General features: G+C 58.2%; 17 protein-coding genes. 8 read left to right on the forward strand and 9 right to left on the reverse strand.

The genetic code is table 11. The features are described from left to right. Positions 1–92: 92 nt before the first annotated feature. Positions 93–1073, forward strand: a complete 981-nt coding sequence (gene ygfZ / locus ACQG0T_RS18825; RefSeq protein WP_022649306.1) for a tRNA-modifying protein YgfZ — start codon at positions 93–95, stop codon at positions 1071–1073. A 107-nt stretch (positions 1074–1180) separates the two neighbouring features. Here ygfZ and trhA read toward each other — a convergent pair whose 3' ends face one another. Continuing rightward, on the reverse strand, positions 1181–1840 hold the full coding sequence (gene trhA / locus ACQG0T_RS18830) for a PAQR family membrane homeostasis protein TrhA (protein ID WP_047050804.1): 660 nt from the start codon (positions 1838–1840) through the stop codon (positions 1181–1183). A gap of 266 nt (positions 1841–2106) precedes the next feature. Between trhA and ACQG0T_RS18835 the strand changes: the two genes are divergently transcribed. From ACQG0T_RS18835 to ACQG0T_RS18860, 6 genes are all read left to right on the forward strand, one after another. Further along, positions 2107–2838: a MurR/RpiR family transcriptional regulator gene (locus tag ACQG0T_RS18835; protein ID WP_047050802.1), complete on the forward strand. Its 732-nt coding sequence runs from the start codon at positions 2107–2109 to the stop codon at positions 2836–2838. A 116-nt stretch (positions 2839–2954) separates the two neighbouring features. After that, positions 2955–4388 (forward strand): 6-phospho-beta-glucosidase, encoded by a 1434-nt coding sequence (locus ACQG0T_RS18840; protein WP_032660252.1) that lies wholly within the window; start codon positions 2955–2957, stop codon positions 4386–4388. Between the two features lie 124 nt (positions 4389–4512). After that, positions 4513–4872, forward strand: coding sequence for a hypothetical protein (locus tag ACQG0T_RS18845; protein WP_022649310.1), 360 nt, complete (start codon positions 4513–4515; stop codon positions 4870–4872). 48 nt (positions 4873–4920) lie between these two features. Continuing rightward, positions 4921–6930 (forward strand): protein-disulfide reductase DsbD family protein, encoded by a 2010-nt coding sequence (locus tag ACQG0T_RS18850; protein WP_059294894.1) that lies wholly within the window; start codon positions 4921–4923, stop codon positions 6928–6930. A gap of 1 nt (position 6931) precedes the next feature. After that, positions 6932–7534, forward strand: coding sequence for a DsbA family protein (locus ACQG0T_RS18855; protein WP_059294893.1), 603 nt, complete (start codon positions 6932–6934; stop codon positions 7532–7534). After that, entirely contained in the window at positions 7524–8024 is a 501-nt protein-coding gene (locus ACQG0T_RS18860; RefSeq protein ID WP_059294892.1) for a protein disulfide oxidoreductase, read from the forward strand. The genes ACQG0T_RS18855 and ACQG0T_RS18860 overlap by 11 nt, the downstream gene beginning before the upstream one ends. 2 nt (positions 8025–8026) lie before the next feature. Here the strand turns inward: ACQG0T_RS18860 and ACQG0T_RS18865 are convergent, their stop codons facing one another. The 8 genes from ACQG0T_RS18865 to ACQG0T_RS18900 form a co-directional block, all read right to left on the reverse strand. Beyond that, a complete protein-coding gene (locus ACQG0T_RS18865) occupies positions 8027–8770 on the reverse strand; it encodes an SDR family oxidoreductase (RefSeq protein WP_045333593.1) in 744 nt (247 codons plus the stop codon). Positions 8771–8840: 70 nt separating this feature from the next. Then, the gene (gene gcvP, locus ACQG0T_RS18870; RefSeq protein ID WP_059294891.1) at positions 8841–11714 is read right to left on the reverse strand and encodes an aminomethyl-transferring glycine dehydrogenase; all 2874 of its coding nucleotides are present in this window, start codon (positions 11712–11714) and stop codon (positions 8841–8843) included. A gap of 127 nt (positions 11715–11841) precedes the next feature. After that, positions 11842–12231 carry a glycine cleavage system protein GcvH gene (gene gcvH / locus ACQG0T_RS18875; RefSeq protein ID WP_006811885.1) on the reverse strand — a complete coding sequence of 130 codons (390 nt, stop codon included), beginning with the start codon at positions 12229–12231 and terminating at the stop codon, positions 11842–11844. 23 nt (positions 12232–12254) lie between these two features. Beyond that, positions 12255–13349, reverse strand: coding sequence for a glycine cleavage system aminomethyltransferase GcvT (gene gcvT, locus ACQG0T_RS18880; protein ID WP_003860107.1), 1095 nt, complete (start codon positions 13347–13349; stop codon positions 12255–12257). A gap of 397 nt (positions 13350–13746) precedes the next feature. Beyond that, positions 13747–14949: an FAD-dependent 2-octaprenylphenol hydroxylase gene (gene ubiI, locus ACQG0T_RS18885; protein ID WP_059294890.1), complete on the reverse strand. Its 1203-nt coding sequence runs from the start codon at positions 14947–14949 to the stop codon at positions 13747–13749. A 12-nt stretch (positions 14950–14961) separates the two neighbouring features. Next, a complete protein-coding gene (ubiH, locus tag ACQG0T_RS18890; RefSeq protein ID WP_059294889.1) occupies positions 14962–16140 on the reverse strand; it encodes a 2-octaprenyl-6-methoxyphenyl hydroxylase in 1179 nt (392 codons plus the stop codon). Beyond that, the gene (gene pepP, locus ACQG0T_RS18895) at positions 16137–17450 is read right to left on the reverse strand and encodes a Xaa-Pro aminopeptidase (RefSeq protein ID WP_114079300.1); all 1314 of its coding nucleotides are present in this window, start codon (positions 17448–17450) and stop codon (positions 16137–16139) included. Before pepP ends, ubiH begins: the two co-directional genes overlap by 4 nt. A gap of 31 nt (positions 17451–17481) precedes the next feature. Then, on the reverse strand, positions 17482–18060 hold the full coding sequence (locus ACQG0T_RS18900; protein WP_072253007.1) for a YecA family protein: 579 nt from the start codon (positions 18058–18060) through the stop codon (positions 17482–17484). Between the two features lie 167 nt (positions 18061–18227). Between ACQG0T_RS18900 and zapA the strand changes: the two genes are divergently transcribed. Further along, positions 18228–18557 (forward strand): cell division protein ZapA, encoded by a 330-nt coding sequence (gene zapA, locus ACQG0T_RS18905; RefSeq protein ID WP_003860096.1) that lies wholly within the window; start codon positions 18228–18230, stop codon positions 18555–18557. Positions 18558–18574: the final 17 nt, after the last annotated feature.

Below are 18574 nucleotides of genomic sequence, written 5' to 3' on the forward strand. Positions count from 1 at the left end.
GGCACGAATGGCCTGCTGAAAGCGCTTGCATTGAATACAGTCTCTTTTACCATTAGGTATTATCAAAGCGTTAAGCAATTCAGGACATCACTATGGCATTTACACCATTTTCTCCTCGCCAGCCCGCCGCCTCTGCGCGTCTGCCGCTGACGCTGATTACTCTTGATGACTGGGCACTGGCGACACTGACCGGTGCGGACAGTGAAAAATACCTGCAAGGCCAGGTCACGGCGGACGTGGCGCAGTTGACTGAGCACCAGCATCTGCTGGCCGCGCATTGCGATCCAAAAGGCAAAATGTGGAGCAACCTGCGTCTGTTCCGCCGTCAGGACGGATTCGCCTTTATTGAGCGCCGCAGCCTGCGTGACGCCCAGCTTAAAGAGCTGAAAAAATACGCGGTCTTTTCTAAAGTCACCATCGCCCCGGACGATGAACACGTTCTGCTGGGGGTCGCGGGTTTCCAGGCGCGCGCAGCGCTGAAAAACCTGTTTGCCGAGCTGCCGGATGCGGAAAAACAGCTGGTCAGCGAGGGAGCAACCTCCATTCTGTGGTTCGAACACCCGGCGGAGCGCTTCCTGCTGGTAACCGACGAAGCAACGGCGGAACGCGTCACTGACGCCCTGCGCGGTGAAGCACAGCTCAACAACAGCCAGCAGTGGCTGGCGCTGAACATCGAAGCGGGTCTGCCGGTCATTGACGCGGCAAACAGCGCGCAGTTTATCCCGCAGGCGACAAACATCCAGGCGCTGGGTGGTATCAGCTTTAAGAAGGGCTGCTACACCGGTCAGGAAATGGTGGCGCGTGCGAAATTCCGCGGCGCGAACAAACGCGCCCTGTGGACGCTGGCTGGTCACGCCAGCCGTGTGCCGGAAGCGGGTGAAGATCTTGAGATGAAGATGGGCGAAAACTGGCGCCGTACCGGCACCGTGTTAGCCGCCGTCCAGCTCGATGATGGCCGCCTGCTGGTGCAGGTTGTCATGAATAATGATATGGAGCCCGACAGCGTGTTCCGCGTGCGGGATGATGCAAATACGCTCAGCATTGAGCCGCTGCCGTATTCACTGGAAGATTGATGCTATATCGCCCGGTGGGGCTGCGCTTACCGGGCCTACGGTGTTGAGATCCCTCTCCCTGTGGAGAGGGTCGGGGTGAGGGCATCAGACCGCACCTTACAAAAAAACTACACCTGCCCTACATACAGATAAATTGCCAGGAAGTGACACACGCTGCCGCCCAGCACAAACCCGTGCCAGATGGCATGGTTATAAGGGATACGCTTGCAGACGTAGAAAATCACGCCCAGCGAGTAGACCACCCCGCCCACCGCCAGAAGCGTCACGCCCCCCACCGCCAGCTTAACGGCTAACTGATACACCACAATCAGCGACAGCCAGCCCATTGTCAGATAGGTAACCAGCGACAACACTTTAAAGCGGTGCGCAATGGTCAGCTTAAACAGGATCCCCAGCAGCGCCAGGCTCCAGATCACAATCATCAGGCCACGCGACAGCGGCGAGTTGAGCCCCACCAGCAAAAACGGCGTGTAGGTGCCTGCAATAAGAAGATAGATAGCGCAGTGGTCAAATTTCTTGAGCCATATCTTCGCCCGTTGATGCGGGATCGCGTGATACAGCGTTGAGGCCAGGAAAAGCAGGATCATACTCCCGCCATACAGGCTGTAACTGGTAATGGCCATCGCGCTGGCGTTGGTATCCACTGCCTGTACCAGCAATAACACTAAGCCGACAATCCCAAAAACCAGGCCAATGCCGTGGCTTATACTGTTGGCTACTTCCTCAGCCAGCGAATATCCCTGTGCGATTAATGGTCTGCTCACCATACTTAACTCCGGAAAAACAAAAGATGATTATTCATCGCCACTCTATGCTAACTGAGAATGATTCCAGTGAACACCTGTTAGCTAAAATAAATCCACATTCAAAATTTATCCTTATAAATCAGAATAATGTAATAGCAATCCACCGCACAGGTGTAAATGATTTCATTAACATCTGAGTAATCAAGGAGATAAATCCGTCTCCCGCCCTTCGTCATCATGGTATGCTTCAGGAATAGTGTCCGACAGCGAGTTTAGCCATTGTGAGTATGTTCAGCCATTCCGCCATTGCCAGCCTCAACAATCTGGAAATGATGGTCTACAACTATGTCATTAAGAACCGCGATAAAGTGATGTACATGACCATCCGCGAGCTGGCGGATGCGGCGGGCGTTTCCACTACCACTATCCTGCGCTTCTGCCGAAAGCTCAACTGCGAAGGCTACTCGGAATTTCGGGTGCGCTTTAAACTCTATCTGGAGCAGAACGAGCCGCAGCAGGCGAATTTTGGTGCCAGTGAAATTATCAGCTTCTTTAAAAGCGTAAATAACGAAGAGTTTGATGCGCTATTAGATAACGCGGTCGATATTATTTTATCATCTGAACGAATTATTTTTGTCGGTGCGGGCACCTCCGGATCGCTGGCAAAATATGGCGCACGTTTCTTTTCAAATATCGGGAAATTCAGCAACCATATCGACGATCCTTATTTCCCGGTCACTAACGACATGGCTAAAAATGCGCTGGCTATTGTACTCTCCGTCTCCGGCGAAACCGAGGAGATCCTGCGCTTCGCCAGCCAGTTCAGCCTGCACCACTGCAAGGTGCTCTCCGTCACCAGCCACGAACATTCTCGTCTCGCGAAACTGGCGGACTTTAACCTCTCCTGGCATGTCCCGCAAACGCGCATTGGCGGCGTTTACGATATCACCACGCAAATTCCCGTCATCTATATTCTGGAATCATTAGGCCGGAAACTGGCGAAGAAATTAACAGAATAAAACATCCTGTTTTTTTGATGTGACAAATTACAATTTCCGCAAATTGTTATATCGTGACATTTAATTCCGCTTTGCTAGACTCGAAATCAATAAGTCCTGAATTGAGAATAGCAAAGATGAAAAAACTCACCTTACCGAAAGATTTTTTATGGGGCGGCGCGGTGGCGGCGCACCAGGTTGAAGGCGGCTGGAACAAAGGCGGCAAAGGGCCAAGCATCTGCGACGTGCTCACCGGCGGCGCACACGGCGTTCCGCGAGAAATCACGCAGGAAGTGATTGAAGGCAAATATTACCCGAACCACGAAGCCGTCGACTTCTACGGCCATTACAAAGAAGACATCAGGCTGTTTGCCGAGATGGGCTTCAAATGTTTCCGTACCTCCATCGCCTGGACGCGCATCTTCCCGAAAGGCGACGAAACTCAGCCAAACGAAGAGGGGCTGAAGTTTTACGACGACATGTTCGATGAACTGCTGAAGTACAACATCGAGCCGGTTATCACCCTCTCCCACTTTGAAATGCCGCTGCACCTCGTTCAGGAATATGGCGGATGGACCAACCGTAAAGTGGTCGATTTCTTTGTGCGTTTCTCGGAAGTGGTATTTGAGCGCTACAAAAATAAGGTCAAATACTGGATGACCTTCAACGAAATCAACAACCAGCGCAACTGGCGTGCGCCGCTGTTCGGCTACTGCTGCTCTGGCGTGGTCTATACCGAGCACGACAACCCGGAAGAGACCATGTACCAGGTGCTGCATCACCAGTTCGTGGCCAGCGCGCTGGCGGTGAAAGCCGCACGCCGCATTAACCCGGAGATGAAAGTCGGCTGCATGCTGGCGATGGTCGCGCTCTATCCGTACTCCTGCAAGCCAGAAGATGTGATGTTCGCTCAGGAATCCATGCGCGAGCGCTACGTCTTTACCGACGTGCAGCTGCGCGGCTACTACCCGACTTACGTGCTGAACGAGTGGGAACGCCGTGGCTTCTCCATCAAAATGGAAGCGGGCGACGAGCAGATCCTGCGTGAGGGCACCTGCGACTACTTAGGTTTCAGCTACTACATGACCAACGCGGTCAAAGCGGAAGGCGGCACCGGTGACGCCATTTCCGGCTTCGAGGGCAGCGTGCCGAACCCACACGTCAAGGCGTCCGACTGGGGCTGGCAGATTGATCCGGTAGGCCTGCGCTATTCGCTGTGTGAACTGTACGAGCGTTATCAGAAGCCGCTGTTTATCGTGGAAAATGGTTTCGGCGCCTACGACACTGTGGAAGAGGACGGCAGCATCAACGATGACTATCGCATCGACTACCTGCGCGCCCACGTGGAAGAAATGATGAAGGCGGTGACCTGGGATGGGGTGGATCTGATGGGCTACACGCCGTGGGGCTGCATCGACTGCGTCTCCTTCACCACCGGCCAGTACAGTAAGCGCTACGGCTTTATCTACGTCAACAAGCACGACGACGGTACCGGCGACATGTCCCGCTCCCGTAAGAAGAGCTTTGAGTGGTATAAAACCGTCATTGCCAGCAACGGCGAAACGCTGTAATGGCTCGCCCTCTCTGCAAGCGGAGAGGGCAAACCGCTTATCTTCCAGACACTTCTTTACAGCTTTTGCGTTGCCAAAATATGTTCGCCCGATAATATAGGCGTCCTGAATATTTGAGGCGAACATGATCAAGCGACAACGCAACGCTATCCTGCTTGTAGCCCTGGCCTGCCTGGTGGTGCTGATATGCACCGCCCAGCGGATGGCCGGGATGCACGCGCTTGTCATGAACGTCACCGCCACGAGCCAGTCTGTCCAGCAGGGGCAGGAGAGTGCCGACGCACCGGTAACCCCGTGTGAGCTTAGCGCCAAGTCGCTGATGTCGGTCCCGCCTGTTTTGTTTGAAGGCGCCCTGATCGCCGTCACCCTGCTGCTGGCGTTGCTGGCAGCCAGCCCGCCGCGCCGCGAACGGCAGTGGCCTCCCCGCGTTATCTCCCCGCCCCGGTTAAGGGTGCATCTGCGATTATGCGTCTTCCGTGAATGAGTCTTCGCCTGTTACTTCAGGTTAATTCATCATTTACGGAGAAAATTTATGTTTACTGTATTCAGGCGACTGCTGGTCTGCCTGCTTTGGCTATGGCTGCCCCTCAGCCAGGCTGCCGACAGCGGCTGGCTGCGCGCCGCCGATAATCAGCACGCCAGCGTCAGGCTGCGTGCGCAACCCGAAAACACTGGCGAAACCCGCCTGCTGCTGGACGTCGCCCTGCAAAAAGGCTGGAAAACCTACTGGCGCTCGCCGGGCGAAGGCGGCGTCGCACCAGCGATTAAATGGCATCAGCCCGTCGAGGCGATCTGGCGCTGGCCTGTGCCGCAGCGTTTCGATGTCGCGGGCATCACCACGCAGGGCTACCACGGCGATGTCAGCTTTCCCATCACCCTGCGGGGCGACGTCCCGAAGATCCTGAGCGGCGTGCTGACGCTCTCCACCTGTAGCAACGTCTGTATTCTTACCGACTACCCGTTTTCGCTGAACATGACCGCATCCGCAGGCGCCGGTTTTGATTACGATTTCAGTCGGGCCATGGGCACCCTTCCGCTCAGCGGCGGGTTGACCTCAACGCTTAACGCCACCTATGCCCCCGGCAAGCTGACCGTAACGGCGCAGCGTGACGCAGGCTGGCAGGCGCCGTCCCTGTTTATCGACGGTATGGATGATGTTGATTTCGGCAAACCGGCCCTCACCGTGCGCGGTGATTCGCTGGTCGCCACCGTACCCGTGACGGACAGCTGGGGCGAGGCCGCGCCTAACCTCAACGGCAAAACCCTGTCGCTGGTTCTGGCCGATAGCGGACAGGCGCAGGAGTCCAGCCTGAGCATTCAGCCGGGGAACGCCGCGCCGACGCTCTCGTTAGGCTGGGTGCTGCTGATGGCGCTGGCGGGCGGTCTGATCCTTAACGTCATGCCCTGCGTACTGCCCGTGCTGGCCATGAAGCTGGGCACGCTGATGCAAACCGAACGGCAGGCACGGGGTCAGGTACGCCGACAGTTTCTTGCGTCGGTAGCCGGGATCGTGATCTCGTTCCTCGCGCTGGCGCTGATGATGACGGTATTACGCTTAGGCAATCAGGCGCTCGGCTGGGGGATCCAGTTCCAGAACCCGTGGTTTATTGGTGCGATGGCGCTGGTGATGGTGCTTTTCAGCGCCAGCCTGCTGGGGTTGTTTGAAATCCGTCTCCCTTCCGGCGCCAGCACCTTCCTCGCCACGCGCGGCGGCAACGGGCTTGCGGGTCATTTCTGGCAAGGCGCGTTTGCCACGCTGCTGGCGACACCCTGCACCGCGCCGTTCCTGGGTACGGCGGTCTCGGTCGCGCTGGCGGCGCCGCTTCCCCTGCTGTGGGGGATCTTCCTGGCGATGGGTATCGGCATGAGCCTGCCGTGGCTGCTGGTGGCGGCCTGGCCGGGGCTGGCCCAGCGCTTGCCGCGTCCGGGACGCTGGATGAACGTCGTACGCGTAGTGCTGGGGATGATGATGCTCGGCTCATCGCTGTGGCTGCTGAGCCTGCTGACGGTGCACATTGGCAGCCTGCCCGTCATCACGCTGGGCGTGCTCCTGATCCTTACGCTGCTGCTGGTCACCGCCTGGCGCTACCGCTGGCAAACGGCACTGCGCGCCGGGGTATTAGCTGTAGTGGTGGCCGGGGCGGTCGCGTTTGTATCCGGTTCCGGCGGCGAGGGTTCCCGCCGCGATCGTATTCACTGGCAGCCGCTCAGCGAGCAGGCCATTGCCCGCGCACTGGCGGAGAACAAACGGGTGTTCGTCGACGTGACCGCCGACTGGTGCGTGACCTGTAAAGCCAATAAATACAACGTGCTGCTGCGCGACGACGTGCAGGAGGCGCTCTCCGCCCCGGACGTTGTCGCCCTGCGTGGCGACTGGAGCCGCCCCTCAGATACCATTAGCCAGTTCTTAACCACGCGCGGCAGCGCCGCCGTGCCGTTTAACCAGATCTACGGACCGGGATTACCGCAGGGCCAGGTGCTGCCTGCATTGTTAAGCCGCGAAGCGGTGCTGAGCACCCTGTCCGATGCAAAAGGAAAATAACATGAGAGCCTTCGTTGCCTTACTTCTGCTGTCGTTATCAACGTTCGGTTTCGCCGCACCTTCTGATGACGCTTCCAGCGACCAGCTGGCAAAACTGCTGTTTAACGACCCCAACAGCCCGCGAACCGGCGCGACATCGCCGAAGCTGACCATCGTCTCCTTCACGGACTACAACTGCCCGTATTGCAAGCAGTTCGACCCAATGCTTGAGAAAATCGTGCAGGAAAATCCCGACGTGCAGCTCATCGTCAAACTGCTGCCGTTCAAGGGACAAAGCTCGGTAAATGCCGCGAAAGCGGCGCTCTCAACGTGGCAGCAGGCGCCGGATAAATTCTGGGCGCTGCACCAGCGGCTGATGATGAAAAAGGGCTATCACGATGACGCCAGCATCGCCGCCGCGAAGGTCAAGACCGGAACGGACAGCATTAAAACGGATGATAAAACCATGGACAGCCTAAAGATGAACCTCATCCTGGCGCAGGTGCTGAATATTCAGGGTACCCCGGCGACCATTATCGGCGACCAGATGGTGGCGGGCGCAATCCCGTATGACGACCTGGAGGAGCTGGTCAAAAAACAGCTGGCAAACGCCCGTGGCAAGTAAGCTTCCGCGCCTGCTGCGCGAGCTGGGCGTGTGGCTGCTGATTGGCGTAGCCGTGAGCCTGGCGGTGGATTATTTCCGCCAGCCCGCACTGCCGCAGAATTTCTCCGCGACGGCACTGCACACCCTCGACGGTCAGCCCGTCAATCTTATCGCCATGAGTAAGGAGCGGCCGCTGCTGGTCTACGTCTGGGCGACATGGTGCGGCGTCTGCCGCTATACCACGCCGTCGGTGGCGGCGCTTGCCGCGGACGGGGGTAACGTGATGTCGGTTGCGCTGCGCTCGGGCGATAACGCGACGCTCGAAACATGGATGAGGAAGAAGAAAGCGACGATGCCCACGGTCAACGACGCCAGCGGAGAACTGGCGCGTGAGTGGGATGTTAAGGTGACGCCAACGCTGGTGGTGATCTCTCACGGCGAGGTGAAGTCGATCACCACCGGCTGGACCAGCGGCTGGGGAATGCGCCTGCGGCTGTGGCTGGCGTCGTAGCGTTACTTCCCGCCAGCCAGCTCCAGGAAGCTACCGGTGACATAGGAGGCTTTGTCGCTCAGCAGCCAGGCAATGGCCTGGGCGACCTCCTCCGGCTGACCGCCACGCTGCATCGGTAACATCGACTTCACCCGATCCACACGCCCCGGCTCGCCGCCGGAGGCGTGAATATCGGTATAAATCAGGCCTGGCCGCACGCAGTTAACGCGAATGCCCTGCGCCGCCACCTCCAGCGCGAGGCCGGTAGTCAGGGAATCCACCGCCCCTTTTGAGGCGGCATAATCCACATATTCCCCCGGCGCGCCCAGTCGTGAGGCCGCTGAGGAGACATTCACAATCGCGCCGCCCTTGCCGCCGTGTTTATGCGACATGCGCTTCACCGCTTCACGGCAGCAGAGAAAATAGCCGGTGACGTTGGTAGCCAGCACGCGGTTAATACGTTCAGCAGAGAGGTTTTCGATAGTGGATTGTTCAAACAAAATCCCGGCGTTGTTCACCAGCGCGGCGAGCGGCTCACCTTCGCGATCGATGCTGTCGAACATCGCCATCACCTGCGCTTCATCGCTGATGTCCGCGCGTACGGCAAAGGCTTTACCGCCCGCGTCCACGATCTGATTAATGACGTCCGTCGCGGCTTTGATGTTGTGATGAAAATTCACCGCAACGGTGTAGCCTTCGCTTGCCAGCTGTAGCGCGGTGGCTTTACCAATACCCCGGCTGGCGCCGGTGACCAGTGCAATTGCCATTCTTTTCTCCCAATAAAAAAGCCGGGTAGCGGCTTCGCCTTACCCGGCCTACGTTACTACAGGAACAACGTTACTGGTATTCGCTCATCGGTACGCAGGAGCAGAACAGGTTACGGTCGCCGTAAACATCATCAAGACGTTTCACGGTTGGCCAGTATTTGTTTGCCACACCTGCCGGGAAGACAGCCAGCTCGCGGGTATAACCGTGGTTCCACTCTGCCACCAGTTCGTTCTGGGTATGCGGCGCGTTCACCAGCGGGTTATCTTCCAGCGTCCACTCCCCGCCTTTCACGCGGTCGATTTCGCTGCGGATAGCCAGCATGGCGTCGATAAAGCGATCAAGCTCCACCTTGCTTTCAGATTCGGTCGGCTCAACCATCAGCGTTCCCGCAACCGGGAAGGACATGGTTGGCGCGTGGAAGCCGTAGTCGATCAGGCGCTTGGCAATATCCAGCTCGCTGATACCCGTCTCTTCTTTCAGAGGACGAATATCGAGGATGCATTCGTGCGCCACGCGACCGTCGCGACCGGTATAGAGCACCGGATAGGCGTCCTTCAGACGCGTTGCGATGTAGTTGGCGTTGAGGATCGCCACCTGGCTGGCCTGCTTCAGCCCTTCCGCGCCCATCATGCGGATGTACATCCAGCTGATTGGCAGGATAGAGGCGCTGCCGAACGGTGCCGCGGAGACCGCGCTCTGGCGGGTCAGCATGCCTTCAATCTGCACCACGCTGTGGCCTGGCACAAACGGCGCCAGGTGCGCTTTCACGCCGATTGGGCCCATACCCGGGCCGCCACCGCCGTGCGGAATGCAGAACGTTTTATGCAGGTTCAGGTGCGACACATCCGCGCCAATAAAGCCCGGAGAGGTGATGCCCACCTGGGCGTTCATGTTTGCGCCGTCGAGGTAAACCTGGCCGCCGAACTGATGCACCACTTCACACACTTCACGGATAGTTTCTTCGTACACGCCGTGGGTGGACGGGTAGGTCACCATGATGCAGGAGAGTTTGTCGCCCGCCTGCTCGGCTTTGGCGCGCAGGTCGGCCAGATCGATGTTGCCGTTTTTGTCGCACGCCACAACCACCACTTCCATTCCTGCCATCTGGGCAGAAGCCGGGTTGGTACCGTGGGCAGAGCTTGGGATCAGACAGATATCACGGTGGCCTTCATTGCGGCTTTCGTGATAGTGACGGATCGCCAGCAGACCAGCGTATTCACCCTGCGCACCGGAGTTCGGCTGCATGCAGAGCGCGTCGTACCCGGTCAGCTTCACCAGCCAGTCGGAGAGCTGGTTGATCATCATGTGATACCCTTCCGCCTGCTCAGCCGGGCAGAACGGGTGCAGCTCAGAGAATTCAGGCCAGGTAATTGGGATCATCTCAGCCGCGGCGTTCAGCTTCATGGTGCAGGAGCCCAGCGGGATCATCGCCTGGTTTAGCGCCAGATCTTTACGTTCCAGAGAGTGCATGTAACGCATCATCTCGGTTTCGCTGTGATAGCGGTTGAACACCGGGTGAGTCAGGATCGCGTCGTCGCGCAGCATGCTTTCCTGAATGGAGCGGCTGTCGAGCGCAACCTCTTTGTCGAGCGTATCAACGTTCAGACCGTGTGCGTCACCCAGCAATACGTTGAACAGGGTCAGGATATCGTCACGGGTGGTGCTTTCGTCCAGCGTAATGCCGACCGCATTGTGAATGTCGCTGCGCAGGTTGATTTGCGCTGCCTCGGCGCGCGCCAGCACGGCCGCTTTGTCTGCCACCTCGACGCACAGGGTGTCGAAGTAGTGTGCATGACGCAGTCTGAGACCTTTCTGTTGCAGACCGCAGGCCAGGATATCGGCCAGACGGTGGATGCGGCTGGCAATACGTTTCAGGCCAGCCGGACCGTGGAACACCGCGTACAGGCTGGCAATGTTAGCCAGCAGCACCTGCGAGGTACAGATGTTGGAGTTCGCTTTCTCGCGGCGGATATGCTGCTCGCGGGTCTGCATCGCCATGCGCAGCGCGGTGTTACCGGCGGCATCTTTCGATACGCCGATAATACGGCCTGGCATGGAACGTTTAAATTCATCTTTCGCGCCAAAGAACGCCGCGTGCGGGCCGCCGTAGCCCATCGGCACGCCGAAACGCTGAGCTGAGCCGAAGACAATATCCGCGCCCTGTTTGCCTGGCGCCGTCAGCAGCACCAGCGCCATAAAATCAGCGGCGACGCTAACAATAACCTTACGGGATTTCAGCTCGGCGATCAGTGCGCCGTAGTCGTGCACTTCCCCGGTGGTGCCCACCTGCTGCAACAGCACGCCGAAGACGTCCTGGTGATCCAGCACTTTTTCAGCGTCGTCGACAATCACCTCAAAGCCGAAGGTTTCCGCACGGGTGCGCACCACGTCCAGCGTCTGGGGATGCACGTCCGCCGCGACGAAGAAGCGGTTGGCGTTTTTCAGCTTGCTCACGCGCTTCGCCATCGCCATCGCTTCGGCGGCGGCGGTGGCTTCATCCAGCAGCGAGGCAGAGGCGATATCCATACCGGTCAGATCCAGCGTCACCTGCTGGAAATTCAGCAGCGCTTCCAGACGGCCCTGGGAGACTTCTGGCTGATATGGGGTGTAAGCGGTGTACCAGCCCGGGTTTTCCAGCATATTACGCAGGATCACCGGCGGTAACTGCACGTTGGTGTAGCCCATGCCAATGTAAGACTTATAGCGCTTGTTAAGGCCGGCGATGGCCTTCAGCTCCGCCAGCGCGGCGAACTCCGTCGTGGACTCGCCTACCTGCGGCGGCGTAGCAAGCTGGATGTCTTTTGGCACGATCTGGCCGATCAGTGCGTTTAATGAATCCGCGCCAACTGTCTTCAGCATCTCCAGCTGTTGCTGAGCATCCGGCCCAATGTGACGTTCAATGAAAGCGCCACGGTTTTCAAGCTGGCTTAAAGTCTGTGTCATGAGCGATGGTTCCTGAAACGTGCAGTGAATCGTAGTTATCTGTAACGCTGTTGCCCGGTGGCGCTAACGCTTACCGGGCCTACGTTGACCTGTAGGCCGGATAAGCGCAGCGCCATCCGGCACAACGTTATTCGTCTTCCAGTAGTGCTTCGTACGCGGTCGCATCCAGCAGCGCGGCAACCTGCGCTTCGTCGCTGGCTTTGATCTTGAAGATCCAGCCGCCTTCATACGGTTCGCTGTTGACCAGCTCCGGGGAGTCGCTCAGCGCGTCGTTCACGGCAACAATTTCACCGCTCACCGGGGCGTAGATGTCAGAGGCCGCTTTAACGGATTCCGCTACCGCACAGTCGTCGCCTGCGCTCACGGTTGCGCCCACTTCCGGCAGGTCAACAAACACCATGTCGCCCAGCAGCTCCTGCGCGTGCTCGGTGATCCCAACGGTGTAAGTGCCGTCCGCCTCTTTGCGCAGCCACTCGTGTTCTTTGCTGTATTTCAGTTCTGCTGGCACATTGCTCATTGAAGTTCTCCTGATAAAAATAGTTAGGCGACCGGCTTACCGGCGCGAACAAAAATCGGTTTGGTCACGTTGACCGGCATTTCGCGGTTGCGGATCTGCACCACCGCCGTTTCGCCAATCCCCGCCGGCACGCGTGCCAGGGCAATACTGTAGCCGAGCGTCGGGGAGAACGTTCCGCTGGTGATCACGCCTTCGCGATGATTGCCATCGGCATCGGTGAAGCGCACCGGCAGCTCGCCGCGCAGAACGCCTTTTTCTTTCATCACCAGGCCGACCAGCTGTTCAGTGCCCTTCTCGCGCTGCATCTCCAGCGCTTCACGACCAATAAAATCACGGTCAGCCGGTTCCCAGGCGATGGTCCAGCCCATATTGGCCGCCAGCGGAGAGACGCCTTCGTCCATCTCCTGACCGTAGAGGTTCATCCCCGCTTCCAGACGCAGCGTATCGCGCGCGCCCAGGCCCGCAGGCTTCACGCCCGCCTCCACCAGCGCACGCCAGAAATCAGCGGCCTTCTCGTTTGGCATCGCAATTTCGTAGCCCGCTTCACCGGTGTAGCCGGTGGTGGCGATAAACAGATCCCCCGCCTGCACGCCGAAGAATGGCTTCATGCCTTCGGTGGCTTTGCGCTGCTCGTCGCTGAACAGAGACGCGGCTTTCGCCTGCGCGTTTGGCCCCTGCACCGCAATCAGCGAAAGATCGTCACGAACGGTGATGTCTATGGCGTAAGGTTCAGCGTGTTGGGAAATCCAGGAGAGGTCTTTTTCGCGGGTGGCGGAGTTTACAACGAGGCGGAAGAAATCTTCGGTGAAGTAGTAGACGATGAGGTCGTCAATCACGCCGCCCGAGGCATTCAGCATGCCGGTATAGAGCGCTTTGCCCGGCGTCTTCAGTTTGGCGACGTCATTTGCCAGCAGATAACGCAAAAACTCCCGGGTGCGGCTACCGCGCAGGTCGACAATCGTCATATGAGACACGTCGAACATACCGGCATCGGTGCGCACCGCGTGGTGCTCATCAATCTGCGAGCCGTAGTGCAGCGGCATCATCCAGCCGTGGAAGTCCACCATGCGGGCGCCGCACAACACGTGCTGTTCGTACAAAGGAGTCTGTTGAGCCATCTTTTCCTCGTTGAAAAATTCACCGTGAAACCCGGTGTCGGCCTCGCGATCGGGGGCCGACGCAAACGTTCTCTTTTACCTGAACTTACCACCGAAACCGGCGGTTAACCATAAGGTAAAACAGGTCATCACATTAGCTTATGACCAAAAATCGCTGAAAAGCCTACAGAGTTATTCACTGGGAAAATGCGATTAAACCCGCATAAAATTAACAATGATCTAACAGGATTTAGCAGATGGTGATATTTCGTGCGGAAAAACGGGCCGAATTTCCGTAACATAAAAATAGTAAGATTAGATTTTCTAATGCGAAAAATGACGTGAAATTAGATTATTTCAAACGAGGAAATTTCCCCGGCGCGGAGGCCGGGAAAATAAAGTGTGACGGGGATCGAGATTAACGTAACCAGTCGGGAAGATCGTTGAGGCCCATTGCCTGACGAAGAAGCTGCGGTTTTACGCCGGGAAGAGTGTCGGCCAGTTTGAGGCCAATATCGCGCAGCAGTTTTTTCGCCGGGTTCGCTCCGGCAAACAGCTCGCGGAAGCCCTGCATACCCGCCAGCATCATCGCCGCACTGTGTTTGCGGCTGCGCTCGTAGCGACGCAGATACAGATGCTGACCAATATCTTTGCCTTCCCGATGCAGACGACGCAGCTCTTCAACCAGCTCAGCCGCGTCCATAAAGCCGAGGTTCACCCCCTGCCCGGCCAGCGGATGAATGGTATGCGCCGCATCCCCCACCAGCGCCAGACGGTGCGCGGCAAACTGACGCGCGTAGCGACCGGTTAACGGAAACGTCTGGCGTTCGCTTTCAAGCGTGCACAGGCCCAGACGGTTATCAAACGCCACGCATAGCGCCTGACTGAAGGCATCCGGCGTCGCCTCCTGCATCTGCTGCGCTTTCTCCGGCTCTAAGGACCAGACGATGGAGCAGAGATGCGGATCGGCAAGCGGCAGGAAGGCCAGAATGCCGTCGTTGTGGAAAATCTGGCGCGCCACGCAGCCGTGCGGCTCTTCGGTGCGGATTGTGGCCACCAACGCGTGATGGCGGTAATCCCAGAAGGTCAGCGGAATATCCGCTTTGTTACGCAGCCAGGAATTGGCGCCGTCGGCACCCACCACCAGACGCGCGGTCAGCATGTCGCCACTTTCAAGAGTGATAAACGCGTCGTTTTCGCCCCACGCCACCTGCTGAAGTTTCGCCGGTGCGATCAGCGTGACGTCGCTGCACTGCTGCGCTTTCTGCCACAACGCGTGGTGGATCACCGCGTTTTCAACGATGTGTCCAAGGTGGCTGTAGCCCATGCTTTCATCGTCAAACGCGATACGGCCGAAGCTGTCTTTATCCCACACTTCCATGCCATGGTAACAGCTGGCACGCAGCGCCACGATTTCAGACCAGACGCCAAGGTGCGTCAGTAGCTTTTCGCTGGCGGCATTGATCGCCGAAACACGCAGCTCCGGCGGTGCATCCTGCGCCACAGGCTGCGGCGCTTTTTGCTCAAGCACGGCCACGCGCAGGCCGCTGCCCTGTAAACCACAGGCCAGCGCCAGTCCTACCATTCCGCCGCCCACAATGGCGACATCAACATTTTGCACGGTCAATACTCCTTAACGCGCGACCCAACCCAGGGTCCGCTGCGCCAGCACGTCACGTGCCGGAATGAACAGTTCCATCGCCATCAGCCCAAGGTTGCGACCCGCAACCAGCGGTGCCCAGCGATTGGCAAACAGGTGGACTAAACCGTCGGTGACGCCAATGGTCGCCGCTTTGTCCGCCTGGCGTCGTTTCTGGTAATGGCTCAGCACTGAGTATGCGCCACAATCCTGTTGTTCGCTCCACGTCCGGGCCAGTAGCTCGGCCAGGCTCATCACGTCACGGAGGCCAAGGTTGAAGCCTTGCCCGGCGATGGGGTGCAGCGTCTGCGCGGCGTTGCCGACCAGAGCGACACGATGGGAGACAGTCTGCGATGCGGTCGTCAGCGCGAGCGGATAGGCCACGCGTTTTCCGGCGTGGGTGATGCGCCCAAGCCGCCAGCCGAAGGCCTTTTGCAGCTCGGAACAAAAACGTTCGTCGGACCAGGAGAGAACCTCATCGGCCCGATCCTGCGCATGGCACCATACCAGCGAGCAGCGCCCGTTCGACATCGGCAGCATGGCCAGCGGGCCGTGCTCCGTGAAGCGCTCAAATGCCCTGCCGTTATGCGCGCCAGCCGTGGAGACGTTAGCGATGACCGCCGCCTGCCCATAAGGTTCAGTGCGCCATTCGACGCCGCACTGCGTGGCGATCGCGGAGCGTGAACCATCCGCCGCCACCAGCAGTTGCCCCTCCAGCGTGGTGCCGTTGTCCAGCGTCACGCTGACGGCCTCGTCACGGCGGCTGAAGCTGGCGACGCGCGCCGGACAGTGCAGCGTGACGCCAGGCGCGTCCTGTAACAGACGGAACAGCCGCAGCCCTACGTCATGCAGCTCGACAACCTGCCCCAGCGCCTCGATCCGGTAATCGTGGGCATCCAGCGTCACAAACCCGGCATGCCCGCGATCGCTGACGTGAACGGTGCCGATCGCCGTCGCGCAATCCGCTATCGCCTGCCAGATCCCAATACGCGCAAGCTGCTGACAGGTTCCCTGCGCCAGCGCGATAGCGCGGGCGTCGAAACCGGGATGATCGGCCGCCTGCGGCGCGACCGCCTCGACGAGATGCACCGGAAGCTGGCCCTGGGTTAACTGCGAAATAGCCAGCGCCAGAGTAGCGCCGGTCATGCCTCCGCCAACGATGATTACGCTCATTCGCGTGCCGCCGCCATCAGCGCCTCGATGTCGTCGGCTTTTTTAACCACGGTCGCGGTCAGGTTTTCGTTACCGGTTTCGGTGATGACGATGTCATCTTCAATACGAATGCCGATCCCGCGGTACTGTTCCGGCACGTCGGCATCCGGCGCGATGTACAGCCCCGGCTCAACGGTCAGCACCATGCCAGGCTCCAGCACGCGCGAACGTTCCGGACCGTATGCCCCGACGTCATGCACATCCAGCCCCAGCCAGTGGCTCAGGCCGTGCATAAAGTACGGACGATGGGCGTTTTCGGTTATAAGGGTGTCCACATCGCCTTTCAGAATGCCGAGCTTCACCAGCCCGGTAATCATGATGCGCACCACCTCGCCCGTAACCTCCTGGATGGAGGTGCCAGGGCGGAACAGCGTCAGCGCGGTCTCCAGAGACTCAAGCACAATGTCATAGATTTCACGCTGCGCGGAGGTGAATTTACCGTTCACCGGGAAGGTACGGGTGATGTCGCCCGCGTAACCCTGATATTCACAGCCGGCGTCAATCAGTACCAGATCGCCGTCGCGCAGTTCACTTTCGTTTTCGGTGTAGTGCAGAATGCAGCCGTTTTCCCCGCCGCCTACGATGGTGTTATAGGACGGGAAGCGCGCGCCGTGACGGTTAAATTCATGGTGAATTTCCCCTTCAAGCTGGTACTCGAACATACCGGGACGGCACTTTTCCATGGCGCGGGTATGCGCCAGGGCGCTGATTTCGCCCGCGCGGCGCATCACGTTCAGCTCTTCTTCAGACTTAAACAGGCGCATCTCATGCACCATCGGTCGCCAGTCCGTCAGGGTGGCGGGTGCAGACAAATTCTGACGTGAGCCTTTACGCAGCTTATCCAGCGCGGTGAAAACAATGTCATCCGCATACGCGTATTCGCCCTGCGCGTGATAGAGCACGTCCAGGCCGTTCAGCAGTTGGTAGAGCTGCTGGTTGATTTCGCTGTAGGCCAGCGCGCGGTCCACGCCCAGTTTTTCCGGCGCCGCCTCCTGCCCTAAGCGGCGGCCAAACCAGATTTCCGCGGTCAGATCGCGCACGCGGTTGAAAATCACGCTGTGGTTGTGGGTGTCATTGCTTTTAATCAGCACCAGTACCGCTTCCGGCTCGTTAAACCCGGTGAAGTACCAGAAATCACTGCTCTGGCGATAGGGGTATTCGCTGTCGGCGCTGCGCGTCACTTCCGGCGCGGCGAAAATCAGGGCAGCGCTTCCCGGCTGCATTTTTGCCAGCAGCGCCTGACGACGGCGAGAATACTCTTGACTGGAGATAACCATGACACCCTCCTGTGCGTTATTTTTCTTAGTGTAATGTTGGCTTGCGAACTTCCGGCGCGGTCGGCTGCGAGCGCGTAAAGTGGTCATGGCACAGCAGAGACGCCACGCGCACGTACTCGATAATCTCTTCGAGAGACATTTCCAGCTCTTCCTGGTCTTCGTCTTCATCGTAGCCGAGCTGGGCGATATTACGCAGATCGTCGATCGCTTCACCCGCTTCGCCGGTCACTTTATCCAGTTTAGGCTGGGTTACGCCCAGGCCAAGAAGATAGTGGTTTACCCAACCCGCGAGCGCATCGGCGCGATCGAACACGCTGACATCGTCGCCTTCAGGCAGATAAAGCTGAAAAAGAAAGCCATCGTCTTCCAGGGAATCGCTGGTTGCGGCGTGCATTTTACGCAGCGCTTCCGCCAGTTCGTGGCCAAACGCCAGCCCTTCGTTGGTGAGGTCGTGGATCAGCGGCTGCCATGAGCTGTCGCTGTTTCCGCCGCACAGTATGCCGCTGATCAGACCGTGCATTTCGGCAGGGGTCAGACCGACTCCCTGCTGGTTCAGTAACTGGTTTAAATCCTTGTAACCAGGCATTTCGTTCTGTATAGACATACGCATTCGTCATCAAAGGGAGGATATTCATGATATGCTACCACTTTGGACCCTGGTGATACCAGAAAAGGGCTTGTATCTTCACATCAGGGTAGCTATAGTGTCGCCCCTTCGCAGCCCCCGGGGCAGTATGCGAAGGCAGCGCAGTCAATCAGCAGGAAGGTGGCATGTCTGCACAACCCGTCGATCTCCAGATTTTTGGCCGTTCACTGCGAGTGAATTGTCCGCCTGAACAAAGGGATGCCTTGAATCAGGCTGCGGACGATTTGAATCAGCGGTTGCAAGATCTAAAAGAACGCACTAGAGTCACAAATACTGAGCAGCTGGTTTTCATCGCCGCGTTGAACATCAGCTATGAACTGACTCAGGAAAAAGCGAAGACCCGCGATTACGCGGCAAGCATGGAGCAGCGCATTAAAATGCTCCAGCAGACCATAGAACAGGCATTGCTTGATCAAGGTCGCAGTCCCGAAAGACCGGGACCAAAGTTTGAATAACACTTCTCAGTTGACTA

The organism is Enterobacter cloacae complex sp. 302F9 (assembly GCF_050030335.1).
GTDB lineage: Bacteria > Pseudomonadota > Gammaproteobacteria > Enterobacterales > Enterobacteriaceae > Enterobacter > Enterobacter hormaechei_C.